13 protein-coding genes are annotated in these 21,565 nt (G+C 40.2%); 1 reads left to right on the top strand and 12 read right to left on the bottom strand.

Translation table 11 applies throughout. From position 1 onward, the window contains the following. Position 1: 1 nt before the first annotated feature. Genes QWZ01_RS09830 through QWZ01_RS09850 form a run of 5 tightly spaced genes read right to left on the bottom strand, consistent with a single transcriptional unit; the run spans position 2 to position 9,968 of the window. Entirely contained in the window at positions 2 to 3,145 is a 3,144-nt protein-coding gene (locus QWZ01_RS09830) for a SusC/RagA family TonB-linked outer membrane protein (protein ID WP_290323139.1), read from the bottom strand. A gap of 21 nt (positions 3,146 to 3,166) precedes the next feature. Beyond that, entirely contained in the window at positions 3,167 to 4,255 is a 1,089-nt protein-coding gene (locus tag QWZ01_RS09835) for a DUF5007 domain-containing protein (protein WP_290323140.1), read from the bottom strand. A gap of 43 nt (positions 4,256 to 4,298) precedes the next feature. After that, positions 4,299 to 5,408, bottom strand: coding sequence for a discoidin domain-containing protein (locus QWZ01_RS09840; protein ID WP_290323141.1), 1,110 nt, complete (start codon positions 5,406 to 5,408; stop codon positions 4,299 to 4,301). Positions 5,409 to 5,419: 11 nt separating this feature from the next. Then, complete coding sequence (locus QWZ01_RS09845) at positions 5,420 to 6,922, bottom strand: RagB/SusD family nutrient uptake outer membrane protein (RefSeq protein WP_290323142.1); 1,503 nt, start codon at positions 6,920 to 6,922, stop codon at positions 5,420 to 5,422. Between the two features lie 34 nt (positions 6,923 to 6,956). Continuing rightward, complete coding sequence (locus tag QWZ01_RS09850; RefSeq protein WP_290323143.1) at positions 6,957 to 9,968, bottom strand: SusC/RagA family TonB-linked outer membrane protein; 3,012 nt, start codon at positions 9,966 to 9,968, stop codon at positions 6,957 to 6,959. Positions 9,969 to 11,603: 1,635 nt separating this feature from the next. Between QWZ01_RS09850 and QWZ01_RS09855 the strand changes: the two genes are divergently transcribed. Beyond that, entirely contained in the window at positions 11,604 to 13,103 is a 1,500-nt protein-coding gene (locus QWZ01_RS09855; protein ID WP_290323144.1) for a glycosyl hydrolase, read from the top strand. 88 nt (positions 13,104 to 13,191) lie between these two features. Here QWZ01_RS09855 and QWZ01_RS09860 read toward each other — a convergent pair whose 3' ends face one another. The 7 genes from QWZ01_RS09860 to QWZ01_RS09890 form a co-directional block, all read right to left on the bottom strand. After that, positions 13,192 to 13,479 carry a hypothetical protein gene (locus tag QWZ01_RS09860; protein ID WP_290323145.1) on the bottom strand — a complete coding sequence of 96 codons (288 nt, stop codon included), beginning with the start codon at positions 13,477 to 13,479 and terminating at the stop codon, positions 13,192 to 13,194. A 136-nt stretch (positions 13,480 to 13,615) separates the two neighbouring features. Beyond that, positions 13,616 to 15,211: an MGH1-like glycoside hydrolase domain-containing protein gene (locus QWZ01_RS09865; RefSeq protein ID WP_290323146.1), complete on the bottom strand. Its 1,596-nt coding sequence runs from the start codon at positions 15,209 to 15,211 to the stop codon at positions 13,616 to 13,618. Positions 15,212 to 15,233: 22 nt separating this feature from the next. After that, positions 15,234 to 17,261 (bottom strand): beta-L-arabinofuranosidase domain-containing protein, encoded by a 2,028-nt coding sequence (locus QWZ01_RS09870; protein ID WP_290323147.1) that lies wholly within the window; start codon positions 17,259 to 17,261, stop codon positions 15,234 to 15,236. 47 nt (positions 17,262 to 17,308) lie between these two features. Further along, positions 17,309 to 19,135: a carbamoyltransferase family protein gene (locus tag QWZ01_RS09875; RefSeq protein WP_290323148.1), complete on the bottom strand. Its 1,827-nt coding sequence runs from the start codon at positions 19,133 to 19,135 to the stop codon at positions 17,309 to 17,311. Positions 19,136 to 19,139: 4 nt separating this feature from the next. Beyond that, positions 19,140 to 19,289, bottom strand: coding sequence for a DUF5989 family protein (locus tag QWZ01_RS09880; RefSeq protein WP_290323149.1), 150 nt, complete (start codon positions 19,287 to 19,289; stop codon positions 19,140 to 19,142). Between the two features lie 4 nt (positions 19,290 to 19,293). Continuing rightward, the gene (locus tag QWZ01_RS09885; RefSeq protein ID WP_290323150.1) at positions 19,294 to 19,695 is read right to left on the bottom strand and encodes an SxtJ family membrane protein; all 402 of its coding nucleotides are present in this window, start codon (positions 19,693 to 19,695) and stop codon (positions 19,294 to 19,296) included. Positions 19,696 to 19,706: 11 nt separating this feature from the next. Further along, positions 19,707 to 21,560 carry an SGNH/GDSL hydrolase family protein gene (locus QWZ01_RS09890; RefSeq protein WP_290323151.1) on the bottom strand — a complete coding sequence of 618 codons (1,854 nt, stop codon included), beginning with the start codon at positions 21,558 to 21,560 and terminating at the stop codon, positions 19,707 to 19,709. Positions 21,561 to 21,565 lie beyond the last annotated feature (5 nt).

The raw sequence follows: 21,565 nt of genomic DNA on the forward strand, positions 1-21,565 counted from the left end.
TTTATTTACTTGTATTGAGTTCAATATTTAATCCTAAGTTGTAGGTGCGAGGTACAGGGTAGCCGCTGGAGATATCCCGGCCAAGTGAGGTTACGTTCTCGGGGTTGGGGCCTTTATAGCCTGAAAATGTGACCAGGTTATTGGTTGAGAAATAAACCCTTACATTGTTGAACCCCATTTGCCTAACAAAATGCCGGTTAAACATGTAGGAGAATGTTACCGTGTTTATCTTTAAATAAGAGCCATCCTCCTGCCACAAAGTTTGGTCGGCACGAAGCGGGTTTATCTGAGCAAACCTTGAAAATGAATATGGATTTGGATAAACCGCATGATCACCGGGGTTGCGCCAAATATTAAGCCCGTCTAAGGGTACTACGGCCAGCAACTTATAGGGATCACGCATAATGGATAGCCTATCAGAAAGCGCATTATTTAAAATTGTTCTTTTGGCTGTGTAACTGGCGTAAATATTTAACCCGAAATTTTTGTAATTGATATTTGTTGATAGCCCCCCTGTAATTAATGGCTGCGAATTACCTGTTATTTCATAATCGCGGCTATCCAATATATAATCGCCGTTAACATCTTTAAAAATTGGATCTCCGCCTTTAAAGGCAAGTCCATTAGTCTGGTATTTTTTACCGGTTACAGGATCAACCGGCACGTTTCCATCGGTTGAATAAACTCCCTGGTTGATCAGCAAATAGTTCGACAGTGTGTTTTTACCAACTCTGAAAACAATATGTTGAAGGTTATTATAATCAAATTTGATGTACTGACCGGCATACTCAGCAGGCAACCTCAGCAAATAGTCGCGGTTTATGGCTCCGTTAACTGATATTGACCAGTTAAAATCCTTACCCGTTACCGGCCTTACGGTTAACATCAGTTCATAGCCATAATCGGCAATGGATACATCATTGCTGGTTTTTTTCTGAAAACCGGTACTATTTGGTAAAAACCTGTCAAACAACAAATTATCTACCTTTTTATAGTAGGTGTCAAAATTCAGATCAACCTTACCTTGTAAGAGCGTCATATCAAAACCCAGATTGTACTGCGTTGTGGTAGTCGGCTTTAATGCAGGGTTGGGTATAAATTCATAGTTAACGCCGATGGTTGGGTTATTATTAAAATTACCGTTCAGGTTATATAAGCCATAAATACTTGATAAACTTCCTGTTGGTACAATGTTTTGGCCCCAGGTTAGTCTTAAACCTCCGGAGGTGAGCCAGTCCCAATTTTTAAACCAACTTTCCTTATAGTAATTCCACCTTAAACCTGCGGCTGGATTTTTAGAATATGGATTTTCCAGGCCATTTGATGATGTACCATCCAAACGATAGGATAGCTCCAGCACATATTTCTTCTTAAAATCATAATTGAACGATCCGGCAAATGACGCGATGGTTGCATTCTTGTAATTTGACAGCACGCCCCCACCTCTCGAATTGTAGGAGTCGTACCCTATCGGCCCCTGCAGCTGATCATTAGGGATCCGGGTTTGTTTTATAATACCGCTTTGACCGCCCTGCTTATATATTTCATTAAAGGTGTTAATGAATATAGTATGATCGGCACCAAATGTTTTGGCATAGGTGATAGCATTTCGGTTATACAATGTAAAATTACGGCCTTCAAAATCATACAACTGAGCAAACTGAGCATTTGCTGCGGCCGGTGTAAATGTTGATTCGGCATCTGAGGTATAATCATAACTGATGCTTGATGATAAGGCAAGGCCTGGAATAAACTCGTAACGGCCATCAACATTGGTACGTATGTTTCTTGTACTATTACTGTTTTGAGTTTGCAGGGCAGATGTTACCCCATCAGGTGAAAGGTAAAATGAAGGCGGCGGCAACAATGTGGATGCCTGACCGTTTTCGGCAACACCTTTTTGTAATAAACCCACACCATCACCTTTGGCCTGGCTGCCTAATGAGCCGAATAATGAGCCGAAGAACCTGAATTTATCGTTTGGCTTAAACTCCATGTTCATGTTGAGGTTATACCTGTCGAAACCGGTGTTTTTGATCACCCCTTTTTCTGAATAATAACCCATATTCACTTTGTAGTTAAAGCGTTCATTACCGCCGTCAAGTGCTACGTTATGGCTCTGGTTATGTGTCGTGGCGTAAAAAATAGATTGCCAGTCGGTAGAGTTATTCCAGTATGCGTTTAAGCTATCAGCCAGGAAACCGGTCATACCGAGTGCTCTTAACTCACTGACTAATGTTGCATTTGATAATATTTGCTGAATTTTGGCCTGCCGCTCTGCATTACCACCCAGCGTTGCCCGTAGTTGTGGTGTGGCGTTTACAAAGAAGTTGCCTGTATACCGTACCCTTGGCACTTTTGAATTTCCGCGTTTGGTAGTAATGATAATTACACCGTAGGCGCCTCGTGAACCATACATGGAGGTTGCCTGCGCATCTTTCATGATCTGGATACTTTGGATATCCTCTACAGGTATTAATGATAATGGGCTTACCCCAGGCCCCTGGGTTTGGAAACCAAACTCTGATGCCTTATCGGCATCCAAAGGCACCCCATCAATAATATATAAGGGAGATGTAGGCTGCAGAAATGACTCGCTGCCACTGCCCGTTACACTCAATGTTGATAAACCACGTACCTGAACTGAGCCTCTGAAACCCGGAGCACCCGTGTTATTTTGAACGTTTAACCCGGCTACCTTTCCTTGCAATAAGTTTTCGACGTTTGAAACCGGGATATCCTGGATTTCCTTGGCTGGAATAGTTACAGAAGCCCCGGGAGTTGTTTCCTTGTTCCTGTTTTGATAGGCTACAATAATTACCTCATTCAGCCCTTTTTTATCCTCACTTAATGCTACGGTTATATTTTTTTTGCCAGATTCTAACTTTACTTTTTCCGAAACAAAACCAATAAACGTAAACATCAGTGTAGAATTTTCGGGCACTACAATGGTAAATTTCCCTTTTACGTCGGTTTGGGTTAGGCCTTTGTTACCCATGTATACGTTTACTCCCGGTAATGGCTTATTGGTTGATTTTTCAACCACTGTACCGGTAACAGTAATACTTTGCGTTTGCGCATGAACGTTTGTGCAAAAAATTGCGTAAATAACCAGCACTATATAATACAGTATGCGTTTTCTCATTGTGATAAGTTTTAAATTCGGTTATTCGTCTTCAAACTTTGGATTCTCTTTCAAAAAGTGGAACACCACCTCCCAGTCGCCTTTTTTATAAATGGCGAAATCGATCCCAAAACTTGCTACCACTCTACCACCACCAAATCCTATTCTTGAATATTTAAACTCAGCATGATCCCTTGTTCCGCCGGGAGCATAAGCGGTTGGTATTTCAACCAGGGGAATAGGATATGCAACGTCATACTGTACATAGGTTGGCGTTTTTTGCATGTTAAACCCGTGTACTATTTTATCCCAGGCAGTTTCATTAAATAAGGCAGGATTCATTTCAACAGAATCTTTATTCAGAAACTTGAAGCGCAGCGAATTTCCATTACCGCCACTAAAAGGCCGTATATAAACCACCACATCCTTTTTATCATCGTTACTTTGAAGCGGTATTTCAGAGGCCGCACCAATAACTCCATTTAAAAATGGCCTTATATAATTTCTGCTCGATGGATTATTGGGTGTTTTAGGATGCGTGGCAGGTGCTCCGGAGTATATATTAAAATCATCAGATGGCTCATAGGGGCGCTCACGAAACGGACGCACCTGCAAATCGCGGATAACGGTGCTTCCCCCGGTATTACTGATCTTCAAATCAAAATACCGTGTATCCTGCGGAAAATTGGTGCTATCTGCCGGCCTTGGTTTGATCAGATCATTGGTAGATGAGGCCCACATGATAAATTCTCCTGATGACCGCACCTCAAACAGCGAATGTTCCTCCAGTTTCCTTTTGGCCTCTATTTCGGCAAGACTTTTTTCAAGGCCATTGTAAGGCGCTATCCATACGTAGGTCTGTTTTTTCTGAAAAAGATCGGTTACAGGCTTACCGTCGCCAAAACGAGCGTTAACAATCTCAAAATGGAGTGGCTGGGTTGAATTATCTCCATTAAACCCTCCCATTAAGGTAGTTCGCCCTAAAATTGGTTCAAAAATTTTATTGCTGAAGTTGATGTTGGGGCTCAGGTAATCCTTTTCATCAGGAATACCGTATATCTTTTTACAGCTGCTGAAAATAGCTACGGCAAACAAGAGCACGATAAATCCTTTATTTACAAATATTTTCATCTGCTTATATTTAATTGTACTGATATTTTGATCTTTCATAGGGTTACTTCGCCTTGTTTATTGTCCATTCGGCCAGTTGGAACAGGCCACCATCACGCAATTCGGTAATATCTACGCGGTAAAATTTATAGGCTTGGGTATTAGCACACCTGAAAACTTTGGTCTGGTATCGTTCTTCAAAAAAGAAGTTGCTTCTGCGGTCGAGCTCAGTCCAGTTCTTACCATCATTTGAACCTTCATAAGTCCAGGCTTTAGGGTCGCGTTCCTGGGCATCGTTGGCAGAGGTAAGTGTATAAACCCCGGAAACAGCAGGCTCATTCAACTCAAACTGCATCCAAAGACGACCCTGAAGATCGGCCAGGAATTTGGTGTGATCATCGCCATCAATTACTTTTTTAGAACCCTCACCATTGTCTGGCCCTCCGTCATTATCCCTTAAAACAGTAAGCTTACCCCCAATCAGGGTCATCAGGTTTGGTGGCGGTAAAACAAATGTTAAGCGGGATACAAATTCATCGAAACCAAAAATATGATCAGGGCTCACCACATGAACCACACCGTTGCTCGTATTGATGTTATTTGATCCGGTTGTGGTGGTTGACCAGTTTCTGACAAACTTGCTCCGTTTGGTATTGCTATATTCAATAATATCAGGACCGCCACCTGTAAGCCCTGATGCCGGGATCTTTGACACCTTTGCATGCATCGGATAGCCGAAACGTACGCTATAAAGGTCGAGCCCATCTTGCAGAAGCAGGGAGTCGGTTGTCCGTTTACCTCTGATAATGTAGTATGACACCATGGTATCCAGTTGCACACCATCCACATTAGCCAAAAACAAAGGATCCTTATCGCTTTGCCTTCTCAGTGTGTTCAAGTTTTTGATAGCAAGCTGAAAACTCGGGTTGGGAACAGCGAATAAGGTAACATTGCTATCCATCAGGGTTTGTTTCAGGCCCACACGATCAATTACAGCCAGCAATGAATCATATACTCCAGGTTTACTTTTTAAATATTCATAAGTATTACCCGAAAATTTAGAGTTGCTGTCTTTAACATCATGATAACCGCCATCCTTGGTACAGGCGCTCAGCAAAAGCATTACAACCAACATCGGCTTTAAAGCGCTTATATATTTTATTACTTTTTTCATATATCGAGTGGTTACTTCCAAAATGGGTTTTGAGTTAACAGACTATTTTGTGAGATAAGCTTGCGCGATATGGGCCAGTATATGCCCTGCGAATTGATGAGTTTGAGAAATGCAGGGTTATTTTGCTTGATCTTGTTATAGCGTATCAAATCATACCATCTGTGACCTTCGCCTAATAACTCACGATGGCGTTCCGCAAATACCAGATCAATAATATCCTGCGAGGCATCTATATTGGTGATCCCTCTGCGGCCCATTATCGTAATTACTTCATTTAAAGCCCCATTCACATCACCTAACACAGCCAAAGCTTCGGCTCTGAGCAATACGATGTCTTCTATCCTGGTAAAAATTAAAGCACTGGTAAAGTACCGGAAGGTAGGGTCAGAAACACCGCCCTGAATTACTTTGATCTTGCTGAAAATGGGATATTTCCCGTTGATATTAGTGAAGTACCTTTCTGATCGCGGCTGACCCAACGTATCTATATTAAATCGCTCATCTTTAGGCTGATCAAATATCCGCAGAATAGAATCTTTAGGAATATAAATATCCGGTACTTTTTTATTAACCACAGGCTCGGCAAGGGTCAGTTCCTCGAGGTGGCCGGTTACAGATCCGTCTATATGCCCCCAGTCAGAATTAAAGCCAAACATCTGGCTGTTATTCTTATTAAAAAAGAATCCGTTTGCTTTGGTAAGATCATCTGTACTTTGATAATTGATTCCGCTTTTGCTGTAATTATCCTCAACAAATTTGGCATAAGTGGCAACATCCGTATAGTTACCCTGCCATGCGGCCAAATGGGCTAAAACAGCATAGGCTGAATTTTTCGTAGCTAATGCTCCTCCCCACCTGCCGGCATCTTCATTATAATAATTACCAGGCTGCTGTACATCATTACCACTATAAACAAAAGGCAGATCAGCCCCTGCTTTAAGCATTTCCTGCTGGGCCCACACCAATATTTTATTACCACTCTCGCGTGGTTGGTTTTCAAACTGGCCATCATGTGAGGCGGTGATAAACGGTACATCGCCCCATATCCTCACCATATAAAAATATGCGAAGGCCCGTAAAAAGCGTACCTGGGCAACATCAACGGTCAGGTAGTTTTCAGTATAGCGTTTATCGGCAGCCTTTACATCTCCTATGCGTTCCAGAAAAATATTTGCCGCATTGATTATCGCGTAAAATCTTGTCCAGTCAGATAAAGCATCAATAGTTGGATACGAAGCATTTAGCTGGTTGCTTGCCAATGCTTTTAAATCCTGCCGGTTAGGACTAACAAACTCGCCGGTCCTGACATCGCCATAAAGCCAATGCCCATCATTGTCAACCAAAGCAGCCCGGGTAAGTGCATACACCCCAAATAAGCCTGCGCGTGCGTCTTCAAGCTTATTCCACATATTTTTTTCGCCAACCGCTCTTGTTGAATCAATATCCAATGTTTTATTACAACCCATCATTGCTGTCACCAACAGCAGTAATGCAATACATAACATCCTTTTCATTTTTATTATATGTTTTTTGCGATGGTTTTTCATATCATAATTCCATTTTTACACCTAATGTGTAGGTTCTTGGTATGGGCAGGCCGTAACCTGTATCGTAACCATCATAATTCACCAACTCAGGGTCCTGACCAGTGTATGGTGTTATCGTGAATACATTGTTTGCCGTTGCGTACACATAAAATTTGCTGAGTTTGATCCTTTTTAAGCGAATAACTTTGGCGAGGTCGTACCCCACAGAAACTGTTCTTAGCTTAAGAAAGGATGCATTTTCCAGGAAAAGATCCTGATCAACACGATACGGGATAACCGTGCTCCATGGGTTATATAATGGGTATTTACTATAATCGCCGCGTTTTTCCCAAAATGTGATCTCTTTAACAGAGTTAACATCACTGTTGCCTTCACGATTAATAAAATCAAATCGGTTGGCCATTTCCTGGTGTATGAGGTCGCGGCCCAGATTGAAATAAAGATTTATGTTTAAATTCCAATTACCCCAGGTAAAATTATTATCGTATCCGCCAGATATTTTAGGGAATGAATGCCCTTTTAATACCTTATCGTTATTATCAATAACATTATCCCCGTTTATATCCCGCCATTTAGGGTCTCCGGCATGTAAAGGGATTCCGTTGTATTTTAGCGGCTGGCCATTTACAACAGGTATCTCACTCTCCGATTTATAGATACCATCGTTAGTCAATAACCAGTATTGATCAACCGGGCTTCCAACCTTTAATAGTTTATTATCAATAATAATTTGATTTAACCCTCTCGGCAGTGCTTTTAACTTGTTATTGTTATGATTGAGGTTTATGGATGATGACCATCCCAATCTTGTATTTTTGATAATGTTGGCAGATATGGCTACGTCAAAACCGCTATTATTCACGGCCATACCGCTTTCAATTGACTGTTTGTAACCATATTCAGCAAATGCAGGCACCCCTATCAGTAGGTTTTTCTCTTGTTTCAGGTACCAATCAACCGAAAGGTTCAAACGGTTGTCAAGCAGCGTTGCATCGGCACCGAGGTTTAACTGATTGGAGTATGACCATGGGATCCCATATCCTATCCAACCGGTGGAGTATGGTCTTGTTAGCACGCCAAAGGCATTATAACCCGGTACTGTTATATTGCCCGTATAACCTACTGATGCGGTATATTGAGGACCCTGAGCGTAATTATCAAATGCATTAAGGCGGCCTAACCTGCCAGCGCTGGCTCGCAAAATAATATCATTTATACTTGTACTGCTTTTAAATACATCCTTCTTAATATTCCAGGCTGCTGATATTACCGGCGAATAAAACCAGCGGTTAGTTGGTTGCGCATTTGATGAACCATCGGTGCGCAGCATTGCCGAAAAAAAGTATTTATCCTTAAATGCATAATTCGTTTTAGCATAAAAAGAAACCAAATTATCTTTGATCTTATCCAGCGACCGATAGGTTAACTCGCGTGGAAAAGCGGTAGGATTCAGGTAATTGACGTTATCAGAACCATCCGGATTTTTGGGATTTGAATCTAACAGGTTAATTTTTATATAATCGTTTACTCCTTTGTAAGCGTAGGCATTGCTATACTTATAAATATCCCATTGAGTTGATTGCCCCAGCTCAAAATGAAAATCATTTATCTTGTTTACAGTTAAATCATAGGTAGCCTTGTTATCAGCCATTATTCTTTGGCTAAAACCAAAATAGTTTGAGGCATAGCTATTGCCCTGCAAAAGGGTGCGCGCATAAAATATATCACGGTACCCTTCATTGTAATCAACATTAAAGGTGGTCATGAACCTGAACTTTCCTAAGTCAACCCCTATTTTCGCGTAACCATCAATAATATTGATCTTATTGTTATCAAAGCCTTTCTTATACTGATTAAGATAATCGGCATAAAAATCTTTATTGGGAGGCAATGGGGCACTCAAATCAGGAAAGTAATTGATTTGGGCAAAGCGGTCACGCAGGTACTTATTTCGTTGGCGTTCAACCCGGTTGGCATTTACCATAGCCGAAAAAAGAAGCCATTTTATGGGTTTCATATTGATATTAAACATCGCGCTATATCGGTTTAGCCCTGTTCCGTCAGCAACACCATCATTTTTCAGATCACCCAAAGAGAAGCGAAAGTTAGCACGATCGGTACCTCCTGATATACCAAAGTTAACTCCATAAACTACCGCATTACGATAGTAAAGATCGCTCCAGTCTGATTTTCCGCTATAAACATTGTTTAATGAATCGCTCAGGTATATCGGGTAATTCTCATCGTCAGAATATCTGCCGTTGGTAGTATAGAGGTCATAAAACCGCTGCCTGAATGCATTTTCATATTTTCCGTTTATAGTGGTTACATGCGATCGTTGCGCCAAACCTATATAGGAATCAAAAGTGATGGATTTGGCAGCAACAGGTGTTTTAGATGTTAAAACAATAACGCCATTAACTGCCCTTGGGCCATAAACTGCTGTGGCAGCAAGATCCTTCAACACTTCAACCGATGCAATATTATTCATATCGATATCAGCAAAAGGATTGGTAGCCGTGCCCATTCTATTATAGTTATATAGCTGCATGTCATATGCAAATGGGTGCTCTGTTACAAGCGGAATACCATCAAGCACAACTAAAGGCTGTGATTGATAAACATCACGCGGAGAAAGCAGTGGCATGGGAACACCTCTAATAAACATATTCTGCACCGTACCAGGTTCTCCAGAAGGCTCCTGTATGTACAAACCGGCAAATTGTCCTTTTAATAGTTGTTGCAAGGAAACAGCAGGAAATTTGGCTAATTCATACGGTGATTTGATAACATTTTCGGCCAGTTTATTGTAAATGGAACGTTGTTTAACAACATAAATACTGTCATTCAACAATGAATCTTTAGCTACCGTATCACGGTGAACATGAGCTCTGTTATGAATAACTATATATTTAGCTTTGCTTATTTTACGCTCATTTCCCTTCGCTAAGCCAGTAAGTGCACAGGTGGTTATTGCTGAAAAAACAACAAGGCACAGCCATAAGTATCGCATAATTAATGGATCTTTTAGATTGGTGAAATAAAAATTTATGATTTAAAGGGTCATGCCCTTTTTCCTGCATTTGATTTATGCAAGGGTAAATGCCTTCAGATGAAGTGGTAGTAATTGTTTTTCATAGTGGTGTGATATTGAAGTAAAAAAGCGATGTTATCAAAAACAATCTGCAGGAATATTTTTGATAACAGTGCATAGTTATGCACCCTCAGGTTTGCCATCAAAACGATGCAATCTGAGTGCTCTTTTTACTTCTCAGTGAAACAGGTTAATTAATAAATATTTGATGCCTAAAAATCAGCAGGATAGGTATCTCCGAATTTTCGGGTTCGCGGATTTTCGAAAAGTGTAGTTCAGGTAAATCAGGTTTTTCATGTTAGTGATATTGGTTAAATTAACAAGTACATAATCTCAAAAAGAAAGCCCGTCAGGTAGACTAAAATATTGAGCAGCAGTATATTTTAATAATTGGTTTTAACAAATATAATTATCAAATATATTTAAGCAAGTAATAATAAAAAAATAATACATTTTTATTATTTTAATGAATAACAATCGATCATTATTAACAAATTGATATAAAAAGAAGCTTTTTTTTAACTCATTTTAAAAAACTCTTAATTATACCAAGGGTTTAATTGGACAATAATTGATTAAAACAAAACAACAGCTGGTTAAAATAAAGTAATACTCAGTTAAAAAACGTCATAAAATGTAATTTGTACAGTTTTAATTAATCTACATCTGATTTTCCTGCGTTCTACTAACGCCAAAATACTGCCGTGATTTGCCATTACAGATATTATCAGACACCTATACCTATTATGATATTATTAATATAAGTCACCAAATAAAATCAGCCTTCAAAGTCTGATAGTTTACCAAGACATCTGCTTTCCTTTTATTGGAAAACAATTGCTTAGCAAAATTTTTCTGCCTGCTTATTATCACTTGCTTTTCAGGCCTACGTCTTTCTGATCTTGTTTCATTTACTCCATAAAGCTTCAATTATGCTGCTTTGATTTATTTAAGAACCATACCTCCTATTTGCTGATGTGATTGATATCCAATTAAAGGAAACAATACCGGCAAGGTAAAGCGTAATAGTTCTATATCAACCCTTAAACTTCCGGGAGTGCTTAGTGCGGGACTGCTATCTCAAATGTACTTAACCGGTATTTAATGACTTTAAGCGCAGTTACTTTATTTTCAATAACTATTCAGCGTGATCAAAAGCTTACTCGTTCTTTAAACTTTCGTTATGAAGCGATAATTTTTTTACATATTTTAATATATAACGTCAAACGCGTAACAAATAATAAGCAAATGAAAACTTGTATTCTCGCCCTCAATACATCATGATTTTTTGAACCGGAAGCGAAAATGAAAACGCTGAAAAGTCATTTTTACCAGATTTTATTTAATTACGATCTATCAACCCAATCAAAAACCTACACCTAATAAGAATAATTAGACTCCAAAAGCAATTTTATCCAATGATTTACCAAATTTTAAATTGCTATTTTATCAATAGATAGCCTTTTTGGATACAATATTTTCATTTATAACCTCGTTTAATTACCTTCACTTTAGTTATCGTTGATTTTAAAGAAGTCCCTAACTTATTTATCTATGAAACTTTGTAAAATAATAACCCTTTTAAGCTTACTATTTTTAGTATTTTTTTCGTGTAAAAAGGACAATTATGTTGAGCCTGCTGCTAACCCTACCGTAGTCGCGACCATGGATGCTACTGCGGCAACAAGCACGGTAGCATCCACCGCATTGATTACCAACTTAAAATCGGGCACCAGCCATGCTTACACCCAAACAACCATAACCACAAACATTACCTACTACACTGACAGGACTTATAAGATCACCTCTGTTCCGTCAGTTCTCTCAGGTGCCTCGCTCATAAAAACGGCTTGCGATGATAAGCCAAATACTTCTGCAAACATCACTTTCACACTTTCAGCCCCGGCTACGGTGTATGTAGCTTATGATCCGCGTGCAACAGCTTTGCCATCATGGTTAAGCACATGGACTAAAACCAGCTATAAAATTGGAGTTACCGATACCCAGATTGCATCATTTAACGTTTATAGCAAAACCTATGCAGCCGGTACAGTGACCTTAGGCGCCAATATGGCTTCTCCTGCAAAGGGTGTTCAATGTCAGTATATTGTTGCAGTTAAGGCATCAACAACATCAGGTTCGGCAGATACAGCCACCTCATCAAGCCTGTTGTTAGGTATTAATGCTCACTCCATGGGCAATGAAGCATATTCACCGGTAAGCATGACTACCCAAATGAGCATTATGAAAAAGATGGGGATGAAAGTTGTTCGCCAAAATTTTAATATCAACAGTGATGGTTCGGTATCGGGCCCTGCTACATTAAACCAGTTGATAACTGCAGCAAATACTAATGGCATAACCATTTTGGCTATGATCAACATCACCACACTTAATTATAATAGCTCTGAAAGTCAGAATTATGCTGCAGGGAAACTTTTTGGCACCAACGTTGCCACAAAAAACTCAAGTTATTTCACCTACTATGAATTAGGTAACGAACTTGATAATAAAGCTATCGTCAGTGGTAACGGAGATCTCGCTACCGATTATAATACTCAGAAACTAAAAGCTTCAGCCGCATATTTAAAAGGCATGAATGATGGCATAAAACTGAAACAACCGGGTGCTAAAACCATGATCAATGCCAGTTGGAAACACTTTTACTTTTTACAATATATGCAAACCTACGGGGTAACTTATGATATTGTGGCCTGGCATTGGTATTCTGATATGGAAAATGCTATAGCATCTTCTTCTTCCCCTGATATTACCAAAAAACTTTCCAGTTTGTTTACCAAGCCTATTTGGTTTACCGAAGTTGGGCAACGGTGGACTAATGTGAGCAACATTGATCAAATTCAAAGTGACTTTATTAACGCCTTCAATAAAAAAATGAAAGCGAACAGCCAGGTAAAAGCTGGATTATTTTATGAAATGTTTGATGAACCATTCAGAACCGGAGCAGAAGGACATTACGGCTTTATAAAATGGACAGTACCCTATACCACCTGGGATTATAAAACTGTAGCAAAAAGCTTCTTTATTAATTGATAGGGGAAAAACCTTCTGATATTCTGAGCCGGCAGAATGTTCACCTGCAGGCATCACCGTTAAACGCTGAATGTTAAAACCTTTTTCATTAAAGAAATTGTAGAACCAATTGCTCCCATTCCTCCTCTAAAGATAGACTTGGCCTGGTTTTATGAGCCTTACCATACCAATAGTCGGCGTTCCAGGTATCGCCTTCTTTCCGGTGAAGATAGGCATGTACCCATGCCGATGCCGGATCTTTCAAATGATCAACTTGCGCATGTGCCTGATGCCAATCGCCCTTACCATCATACCAAAGGCTTTTTAAATAAACAGAAAGCTGGTCACTGGGTTGTTCTAAATTTAATGATGCTTTAAATTCAGCTAAAGTTGTCATTGAGTATTAGTTTTCTTCGATAGTTTGTGTTCAGATCAACAGCCAAAACTGATGTTATCAATATTGGCTGTTGATTGGATGACAGTTATGCTAACAAATATATTATTTTATTGACCGTTTGATCCAAATACCCCATCTACATTTTAAAGCTGATCTGTTGAAGGTTCTCCGCCTTTTCACGTAGTTCACCATTCACAAAACACATAAGGCCCTTACCCTTCCCGTACCTTGATCCAAATTTGTCATACATAATTGTAAGTGTCTTTCCATGATAGGCAATATTATCCAGGCAAAACCAATCCCATGCCTTTGCTGGGATAAGCGGATTTATAATCACTGTATTATCATCTTGCGGCCTTAAACCAATTAATCCCGTAATTACCAGATCACAAAACGAGGAATGATTATAATCTTTACCCCGCTCCTCGCCTCCATTATTTTTTTGCCAGCCTCTTTCTTTCAGTATGGTTCTGGAAATCCAATCGCCGGTATAAGGGTTAATTACTTCGTCAATCCATGGTAAAATAGCTCCATGCTCATTGGCTCTGCGTTGCGCATGAGCGTATATCAGCATTTGCTTAAAGTAATCCGTTTGGGTAATTACAGACTGCTGATAATTATTTAAAACGTTGGCCATTGCGGTAAGTGTTACCGAGGTGGCAAATGGCCAGCTTGGCCCATTCCATTTGCATTCATGACCAACGTAAGAGATCTCAAAACCGGGATGACTTTGCTCCGCGGTAGTTAAGCCGTAGGGGGCATAAAATCCACTGTCAGATTTGACGAATTGCCAGGCTTTTTCATATCCCTTACCTGCGGGCGGCAAATTAAAATACCAGGGTGTATAACCATGAAGTTCTCTAACATCTACCAGTTGTGTTTTACCTAAAGGTAGTGTCTTAAAAAAAGCTGATTCGCTATCCCATAATTTACTTAAAGTGACTCTTTTAATCGTATCAGCCTTTCTTAAAAATAGCTCAGCGGTGTTCTTATTCCCTTTCAAGCCCGAGATATGAGCAATGGCTACTGCATCACCGTACATATATGAATTTATAGTAGGGCGCTTGCCATTCCCCCCTATTGAAACTTCCATGCCGTCCCGATTATCAGCCTGGCTAAAAAGGCCATCAGGATTTTTACCTACAAAGAAGTTTCCCTGATAAAGCCAACCTTTTTCCCATGCCGCATAATTATTAACCAAGTCAGGTAAAAGATCAGTAATAAATTTATCATCGAGCTTTACCAGGTTATTAGCCCATAAGGCATCGGCAATCCAGAAACTATAACTTCTTATTGCTCCACCCTTTTTGAGCCAAAAAGTGGCATAGTCCTTTACATACCTGTTATCCTTTAACCACCGGCCTTCATATATATGCTGTGCGGCAGCACAACTAATGGCATTGTATTTCCCGGCCCAATGAACATCCGGAAGAAATTCGGTGAAGATAAATCCATCTGGCGTTTGCTTAATATGCTTACGAAATGTCCACCAGCGGAAATAATAAGTTAACTCAAGGTCTTTATCCGGGCAATCTAAAAGTGGAACATTCGATTTCATAAATGCCCAGGCAGAATCATTGGGAAAATATCCCTTATACAATTCCACGTCGTCTTTATTGAACTGATCAATATATCCTTTATAGTTATCGCTGTGCAGAACAAAATGACTCTGGGCTCCGAGCTTAAAAAAGGTCGCGGATAAAATGCACAGGAGTATTATTTTTTTATACATGCTAATCATTGATAAAAACGGTTCAATGCCCTGCTACAGGAAACTGGGAAATTCGCAGTTTCGTACAGCCGTACGGAATTAATGTGATCTCTTCTTCCTTTTCTGTTTCCTGCCCATAGGTTGTGCTGTAAGGTATAGGGCCGGTCATTTCATTATATAGTTGCCATGATGGTATCCGTTTGGCCTTTGTCCTGATGGTAATTGGCGCATTGCCCATCGTCCAGGGGTAATCACTAACTTTTCCTGTTTTTTCTATCTGATAACTTTCATTTAACTTATTGATTTCTGTTTTAATTAAGGCATAATTCCATGGCGTGGTGGGTCTTATCTCATCATAGGCACTGCCATAATCAATGGAATCTTTATCATTTTTCACATGTGTTACCGCTTCGCCAATTTTAAGGGCATAAGTAATGGGGCCACGCTCAACCGAAACCGAATTTTCGTGCCAGGTATTATTTGAAATATGCATCGGAAGATCCAATTCTACTACGTCGCCTGTTTTCCAGTTACGTTGTATTTTAATTATTTGCCCTCCGGCAGCTTCCTGTAATACTTTCCCATTTAACTTAACAGAGGCTTGCGTACACCAATGAGGCACCCTCAGATGCAGCGGAAATGATACTGTTTTATTCTTTTTAGGCGTTGTTAATGTGAATTTAATACCTTCATCAAACGGGTAATTAGTTTCTTCCTTAAATGATACCTGGCTACCCTCACCTACATAAGCAGTTACCTCACTGGGCGAATAAACTAAGGCAGCCAGCCCTTTATCGGCCGTTGCATACCAAAGATTTTGTGTGAATTTTGGCCAACCCTGGTGCATATTTGATGTACAGCAAGGATAACCTGTGAGTAAACCGTAACAAACATCAGTCCCACTATGGTTTACGTCAAAATTACGGGTATGGCGGGTAAGCATTACCTGATTGGCTTGTTGAAAATACTGGCGGTCAGTTAAATTTTCAGCTACCTGCGCAGGTAAAGCGTTAAAGGCTATCTTTTCCAATCTGTCGGCATAACCCACATCTCCTGTAATCTCCAGCGTGCTTTCCAGGGTAAACATCATCTCTACGGCAGTGCACAGCTCCGAGCCCTGGGTAGGGTCATTCCCATGCAAGGCCTCATCTCCACCAAAAAGTCCATGAGCCATTTCATCATACTTATGCAGATCGGCATATCCTTTTTCGGTGGCATCCCAATATTTTTGTTCAGGGTGCTGCTGATAGTAAATAATAGGTTCTTTCATACCTTGAGCTAAGTTTACACCGTGAATACTGCCTGCTTGAGAAAGCAAAGGCGTATTTAAAAAGGCATTTGCAAAATCAAAAGTTTGTTTGTGCAACAAATCGCCCAGATCAAGCAGAAATTTATCACCGGTAATATTGTAGAGCCAGTAAACCACCATCAGGTTATCGCCGGCACGGTAACGTGCCCAGAAAGACCAATGATCAAGAGGGTACTCAGGCAATTCTTTTAGCTGGTATTTGAAATAATTGGTCATCAAACCAATAACCCGTTTATCGCCGGTGGCAGAATAATATTGCTTTAATATTTTAAGCATGACTATTTTTGGCCACCAATCACGGCTATTATCCCGTTGTAAGCCAGGTTCAGGGCCATAGTCTTTGGCGGGGCCGAAATAACCGTCGGGCTGTTGGCTCTTGATGGCCCATTCTACCCATGGCTTTGTTTTGGCTATCAAGTCCTTATCATTCAATATATAGGCCAATGGTAAAAGGCCATCTATCCAATAAGGACCGCGTTCCCACTGGTCGCCGTCGCCACCTAACCAGCCATTGCGCTTATTCATCACCAACGGATATAGTTTATCCAGGTTACCTGTGGCACCATCTTTTTGCCTGATCAGCATTTCCTTTAACCATCCCTGGGGTTTAATGGCACCCAAAGGCAACTCTATATAAGGGTTTTGCCTTAAAGGCGCCCTGTTATTTAAATAAGTCACAGGTTGATTTTTGGAGCTGGTTTGTCCATATACAAAGGTGGATAACACCAGAAAAACAATGAGGAGGTTAATTTTTATGTTCATAGTTAGCCGTTTTAAATAAAATACTTTAAGCACTTAGGTATGCTGATTTATAAAATTTGTTTTAAGGTTAATTCTTGTTTCAAACTCTTAACCATATGTTTTTTGGTAATAATTATTTGCTCTATGGCCAGTACATCCATATCGCTTTTCATGAAACATTGCAGGGCATCTTGCGGCGTGCACACAATCGGTTCGTCCTTTACATTAAACGAAGTATTAATTACTGCAGGGCAACCGGTTAAGTCAAAAAACGCTTTTATTACGTTGTAAAATTCGGGGTGCAATTGTTTGTTAACCGTTTGAAGCCGCGCAGAATAATCAACATGAGTTACCGCAGGCAATACTGAACGTTTAACCTTTAGCAACTCCAGCCCTGCTTTATTTACTGCATCACTTTCCGGCAGGCGATACCTGTCTTTAATAGAGCTTACTAAAAGCATATAAGGGCTTGGGCAGGATAAATTGTAGTATTGCTGGGCATATTCCTCCAGTATTGCCGGAGCAAATGGCCTAAAAGATTCCCGAAACTTGATCTTTTGATTGATGACCGACTGCATATCTGCTTTTCGAGGATCACCAAGAATACTACGAGAACCCAAAGCCCGTGGGCCAAACTCCATACGGCCTTTAAAATAGCCCACCACTTTACCTTCATCAAGATAGCGGGCTATGGTTTTGTTGAACTCGGTTTCATCTTGAATCTCATAGTGCAGATTCCTGTCTGCAAGCATTTCAGCAATGTATTCTTTTGTAAATGCAGGCCCAAGCAATGCATTTTTCATCAGGTCTTGTTCTGCCTTACGCTGATTATTTAAATACTGATAATATACAAAATAGGCCGCGCCTAAGGCACCACCTGCATCTCCGGCAGCAGGTTGTATCCATATGTTTTTAAACCCGGTTTGTGCTTGTATCTTCCCGTTAATTACACAATTTAAAGCCACGCCACCAGCCATGCACAAATCTTTTTCTGGATAGGATTGCTCCAGTTCAGCAACGATATTCAGCATCACCTTTTCTACTACTTTTTGTACAGAACAGGCGATATCCATATGAAATTGATCAGGCGGTTCATTCGCTTTACGAGGGGCATTGGCAAAAAGCTTGTTAAAGCCTTTGTTGGTCATCGTTAAACCTGCGCAGTAATTAAAATACTTCATATTAAGCCGAAATGATCCGTCGGACTTTAAATCAATAAGCTTTTCAAGAATCAAGGGTACAAATACAGGCTTGCCATAAGGGGCCAAACCCATTACCTTATACTCATCGCTATTAACCTTAAAGCCGAGGTAATAGGTAAATGCAGAATAAAACAAGCCCAAAGAATGCGGAAACCTGATCTCTCTGAGTAATTGGAGCTTGTTATCGCTGCCTCTCCAAACAGTGGTGGTAGCCCATTCGCCTACACCATCGGCAGTCAGCACTAATGCGTTTTTAAATGGTGACGGGAAAAATGCCGAAGCCGCATGAGCCTGATGATGGTCGGTAAAAAGCAAGTTATCGTCTTTATAAACCCACCTTTTATCTATCTGACTAAGTTCTTTAATGATATGCTTCTTCATGAATATCTTATCCTTTATCCACAATGGCATTGCCTTTAAAAAAGATGGTAAACCAGTTGGTGCCGTAGCCAGATAAGTTTCAATCAATCGTTCAAACTTGATAAACGGCTTTTCGTAAAACACTACAAAGTCAACCTGATGCAGTGAAATACCAGACTCTTCAAGACAATATTTTATAGAATAACCCGGGAAGCAGGCATCATTCTTTATCCGTGTAAAGCGTTCTTCCTGAACAGCTGCTACGATGTCACCGTTGTAAAGCAGACAGGCCGCACTGTCATGATAATAAGCAGATATGCCTAATATATACATGAGCTTAGAATAAGGAATAAATAAACGGGGCCAAAACAGAACCCTGTGCCAATACTACCAATACTCCCAAAACCAAAAGCAAAATAAATAAAGGCCAAAGCCAGAATTTACGCCGGTGTTTTAAAAACTCCCAAAATTCTACCAGTAGTTCCATATTTTTAAAACTGTTTTTTTAATGAAGAGGAAACTGTCGGCTTATCTTCGGTAAGCCAATATGAATTATGCCGGTTCAGGTATTTTCTGTTCAGCGGATCCCGGCCTATCATTTTAAAAATCAAATTTATGGGCACAAACACGAGTATGTAGATCAGGGTAAGCCATATGTGAGTATTTATGTACCCCAGATAATGCGATAGTTTTTCCCAAAGCATACGGGGTACCGAAAGCCATGACGGCTTAATGCTCCCCAAAGCAAGCAGAACCAGCGAACAACAGGCAAAGTAAGGCCAGGCAGGTTGGGCTTTAATGTACTGGTATAAAGCCATTACGGCCAAAACAGCACCAAGCACCAATCCGAATTTACGGTTGTTCTTATTGTTTGATTGTGCATCATTTATCATACTCAGTAACATTAATTGCTCCTGTTTTCCAGGCTGGTATAGTTTTTTGTCAACCGTTCTTTTAGCAGAATATTGGCCGTGTCTTTTCTAAGTGCATTTTTAATGCTTATAATGTTGATAAGCTTCTTTCTAACATCCGTTAACATGCTGTTGCTGGGGTTATCTTTCATTGCATAGTCGATGTAGGCAATTGCCCTTTCGGGACGATTGTTCTTTATTTCTAATGCAAAAAGCTTTTGCGCCAGTGTTATCGAGGGCTTTAATATAAAAGCCCGGTGCAAATAGTTAATTGCTTTGAAGCTATCATTTGTTTCGGCACCGAGCTGCCCGGCAAAAAGGTAAAATGTAGGGTCGTAAGGATATTCAAGCATTACGGCTTCAGCTACTTTTAACATGGCCTGCTTATCATTCTTTTGCTGATAATAGTTCATGAGCTGATCCATAGCATCATTCCAGGGCAAACCATTTTTGAGCATACGCATAGCAATAAGTCCTTCAGGTGTACTGGGAGCAGGATCGGCAATTTTCAAATCGTTAAATGGCCATCCCCTTTTTAAAAACACAACACTATAATTGCCAAAAAGAGAATCGACTTTGGTTATTGGCATCTGTTGTTGCAACTGTTCAACAGAGATGCCATTTACCGGCTTAGCCGTAATGATGCGATGAGCAATAAGTGATTGAAAAAATGCTTCAGACATGAGCGAATAACCCAACAAATTGGGGTGCACGTGCTCAAGCAGTGTGCTTTTATCCAGTATTCCAAAGGGAGATCTGCTTTCAAATGCTTTTTTTGTATCAACCAAATAAACACCCGAGTACTTTTTAGCCACTGCTGAAATAACGCTATCCATCTGCTCAGGCGCCCTGAATCGCAGCAGGTCCTGATCTTTCGCCTTGATGAATAATTGTTTGGCTTTAAGACTATCTTTTTGTTGATAGGCTGCCATTCCTTTTTGATAAGTTATGGCGGCAGAATTATCCGGATCACGATTGCTTACAAACGGTGGCAGGTCTTTTTCGTTACTTACCAGGTTACTTATAAAAACCGGAACTTTTTTAGCCGAGAGTAAGCCGCATGCTGCATCAATATTCCTGGCAAATTGCGTAACTCCGGTTTTAAATTTAACCGACTCATAACCAATATGCTGATCGGCCGTCATCCTTTCCATCAGGCTTTGGTTTACATTGATCTCATTTTTCCGAACGATATTTCCTAATGCCGATACTGTATTGAATGCAAGCTGAATCACCCTCAATTTTTTGAGGGATATAAGTGATTGTATCATCCACTGTTTACTACCCAACCTGCTTGTTGAACCAACACCAAGGGCACCATAGTATTCGTTATGGCCGCTATAAATGAGCACCGCATCTGGTTCATACTTATCTAACTCTTTCGCCATATCAAGTACGGTGTAAGAGTTTACAGCGGTAAGTGAAAGATTAATGATCTCAAACTCGGCATCAGGGTACATTTGCAGCAACCTGTATTTTAACCAGCGATGAAAAGCACCATTGTGCATGTATGGATAACCTATGGTTGTAGACTCGCCTAAAACAAAAAGGCGGATAGTGCCTTTCTGCTTTTTTGCTTTAAAGGGTTCAAAATTGCCTACAGTGGCGTTTGCATTATTGGTAAAATAACGCTCAGAAACGTATTTATTCATAACCAGGCAATCCTGACAATTTTTATCAGCTACAAATAATGAAAGGTTATGCCCATAGCCTGAAAGCCTTAACAAACCTTCAAGCAAAACCAGCAATAAAAAAGGCATAGCAATAGCTGTCAGCTTAAAAAAGAGTATCTTTTTTTTGCTGACCTGTTTTATTGCCTTAGCCTCATTATTTTTTATTACTGTCACCGGTT

Source organism: Mucilaginibacter aquaedulcis (assembly GCF_030409325.1).
Lineage (GTDB): Bacteria > Bacteroidota > Bacteroidia > Sphingobacteriales > Sphingobacteriaceae > Mucilaginibacter > Mucilaginibacter aquaedulcis.

Excerpts from the sequence above, each read along its gene's own strand:
- QWZ01_RS09830 (WP_290323139.1), bottom strand. The coding sequence starts at position 3,145 with ATGAGAAAACGCATACTGTATTATATAGTGCTGGTTATTTACGCAATT.
- QWZ01_RS09835 (WP_290323140.1), bottom strand. The coding sequence starts at position 4,255 with ATGAAAATATTTGTAAATAAAGGATTTATCGTGCTCTTGTTTGCCGTA.
- QWZ01_RS09840 (WP_290323141.1), bottom strand. The coding sequence starts at position 5,408 with ATGAAAAAAGTAATAAAATATATAAGCGCTTTAAAGCCGATGTTGGTT.
- QWZ01_RS09845 (WP_290323142.1), bottom strand. The coding sequence starts at position 6,922 with ATGAAAAGGATGTTATGTATTGCATTACTGCTGTTGGTGACAGCAATG.
- QWZ01_RS09850 (WP_290323143.1), bottom strand. The coding sequence starts at position 9,968 with ATGCGATACTTATGGCTGTGCCTTGTTGTTTTTTCAGCAATAACCACC.
- QWZ01_RS09855 (WP_290323144.1), top strand. The coding sequence starts at position 11,604 with ATGAAACTTTGTAAAATAATAACCCTTTTAAGCTTACTATTTTTAGTA.
- QWZ01_RS09860 (WP_290323145.1), bottom strand. The coding sequence starts at position 13,479 with ATGACAACTTTAGCTGAATTTAAAGCATCATTAAATTTAGAACAACCC.
- QWZ01_RS09865 (WP_290323146.1), bottom strand. The coding sequence starts at position 15,211 with ATGTATAAAAAAATAATACTCCTGTGCATTTTATCCGCGACCTTTTTT.
- QWZ01_RS09870 (WP_290323147.1), bottom strand. The coding sequence starts at position 17,261 with ATGAACATAAAAATTAACCTCCTCATTGTTTTTCTGGTGTTATCCACC.
- QWZ01_RS09875 (WP_290323148.1), bottom strand. The coding sequence starts at position 19,135 with ATGTATATATTAGGCATATCTGCTTATTATCATGACAGTGCGGCCTGT.
- QWZ01_RS09880 (WP_290323149.1), bottom strand. The coding sequence starts at position 19,289 with ATGGAACTACTGGTAGAATTTTGGGAGTTTTTAAAACACCGGCGTAAA.
- QWZ01_RS09885 (WP_290323150.1), bottom strand. The coding sequence starts at position 19,695 with ATGATAAATGATGCACAATCAAACAATAAGAACAACCGTAAATTCGGA.